Origin of the sequence: Streptomyces sp. Ncost-T10-10d (assembly GCF_900091955.1) — a bacterium.
Taxonomy (GTDB): domain Bacteria; phylum Actinomycetota; class Actinomycetes; order Streptomycetales; family Streptomycetaceae; genus Streptomyces.
Genome location: NZ_FMDF01000110.1, coordinates 1 through 1,996, shown reverse-complemented (window position 1 = coordinate 1,996; position 1,996 = coordinate 1). Strand labels below are relative to the sequence as shown.

The following is a 1,996-nucleotide window of genomic DNA, read 5'->3' as shown; positions in this document are numbered from 1 at the left end:
AGGCGGGCGCCGGCTCGAACGAGGGCGACCAGGTGGGGTGCGTTCACGGCCCGCCACCGTTGCTGAGCGGATTGGACGCGGCCGAACAGAACGCCGAGATCCACGAACTGCGCCGGCAGATCACCCGCCTCACCCTCGCCGCAGCAGTCCTCACCCACGACCGGCCAGCGCCACCCGCCGCGGACACCAGCAACGTCGTCCCCCTACGCGGGCCGTCCTGAGCGGACCGCGAGGCAGTGATCCGCCTCTCTGCTCCTCGCGTACCTCAAGTGCCCTAACGGCGCCTGTCCGCGCGGTCGGGCTACGCCTCGATCCCCGAAGGCGACTTCGTCCACCGTCTGGAAGGCGACTTCGTCCACCGTCTGCTGGACACCGCGATCTACAAGACGCTCGGCGTGGACGTCCCGGAGGTGGCCGTCTTCGCCCGCGCCCCTGCCGGGCGAGGACGTCGCGGTACGGGGCGGCGGCGAGGACCAGGCGCTCAGCGCCCCTCAGCGGGCGGGCGTCGCCGGTCCCGCCGCGATGCGTGCACCGTCCCGAGTTGGCTGTCCCTGGCGTTCCGATCGTGTGGGCGGCGCCCAGCAGGCGGCGGGTCGGTCCACGCAGATGGTCATCGTGCCCGGACAGGTCCTGGCGCTTGCCCGCTCGGGTCCTCGGGACGGTCGGCCCAGGCCGCGGCGGGCAGGCCGTGCCCCCCGGCATTGGTCACAGTCCGGCCTGGACGAACCCTGCTATGCGCGGTCACGTTCGTCGGACAGCCACCGTTCACGTGGCCTCCTTGGAACCTACGACAGGCCACATGTCAAGCAGCGACTTGCCGACACTTCCCGGCCACCCACGGCCACGGCGGGTGACTAGACGTCAGAAGATCACCTGTAAGGGCTAACGATCTTTCAATCACCCTAATTCTAAGTAATTTTGACGGCTAATCAGCTCTTCTGCGGAGCGGCGTAAAGAGGCTCTGGACACCCGATCAGCCCCACGAAACCGGGGGTCCCGATTTGCTCGATATGACAGCAATAGGGGCTGTTAGTACGTTCAATCACGCACCGGCTGTCACAGCGGGACTGTCTCTGAGTCCGAGAAGGAGAAAAAAGCGACATGATCATGACCCGTTCCCACGCGATCGCCACGGCCGTCGCGGCCGCCGCGGCACTGACCGCGACCGGCATCACCTACGCCTCCGCCGTCCCCGCCCCCCAGGCCCGGGTGGCCCCGGCGGCCGTCCTCGCCCAGGCCCCCATGGGCGGGGAGGGCGGCAACACGGGTAAGGGCAACGAAGGCAACGAGCGCCGGGGCAACGAGCGCGAGGGCAATGAGCGCGAGGGCAGGCGCCATCACGAGGAGGGCAGGATCCACATCAACGAGCGCGACTACTCCGGCCGCCCCGACGGCTGCATCACCGTCGTCAGCGGCCTGGGCGCCAAGAGCTTCAACATCCGCAACGACAGCCGCAACGAAGTCGAGGTCTTCCGCGGAGCCGTGTGCGACAACGGAGCCCCCATCGCCACCATCGGCCCCCGCAGCTCCGCCAACAACGTCCGCCCGGGCAAGGACGAGGACGAGAACGGCGAGAAGGGCGAGCACCACGAGAAGAAGCACCACGAGGAGATGAACGGCGGCGTGAAGGTCAAGAACGGAGTCGTCGCCAGCTTCCGCGTCATCAAGCGCCACCACGACGAGAAGGGCGAGGGCGGCGACTTCGGCGACTTCGGCGATTACTAAAACCAGCAACCGCCTGATGCGCATGCTGGAGAACTCCGGCCCGCCGTGATCGGGCCGGGGCCCTCCGGTCAGGCGCACAACACAGAATCCCGGCCCGCCGTAATCGGGCCGGGATTCTCGTCCGACCCCCGACCCAAGAATATCCCTTCTCGGAACATCCAGCTCGGGACCGCGGAGGTGCGTGGAGGCATCGACAGGGCGGTGTACAGCCGTACGGGCCAGGAACCGATCCACGCGCACGGTATAGGGCACCAACCAATGCAATTTCGCC

General features: G+C 67.9%; 2 protein-coding genes. Both read left to right on the top strand.

From position 1 onward, the window contains the following. Positions 1 to 221 (top strand): hypothetical protein (locus GA0115254_RS44535; RefSeq protein ID WP_370740892.1); only part of this gene is annotated, 221 nt, incomplete at its 5' end. 880 nt (positions 222 to 1,101) lie between these two features. Beyond that, on the top strand, positions 1,102 to 1,725 hold the full coding sequence (locus GA0115254_RS18500) for a hypothetical protein (protein WP_256102654.1): 624 nt from the start codon (positions 1,102 to 1,104) through the stop codon (positions 1,723 to 1,725). Positions 1,726 to 1,996 lie beyond the last annotated feature (271 nt).

What these genes read in the sequence shown, in the direction of transcription:
- GA0115254_RS18500 (WP_256102654.1), top strand. Translation starts at nt 1,102, where the DNA reads ATGATCATGACCCGTTCCCACGCGATCGCCACGGCCGTCGCGGCCGCC.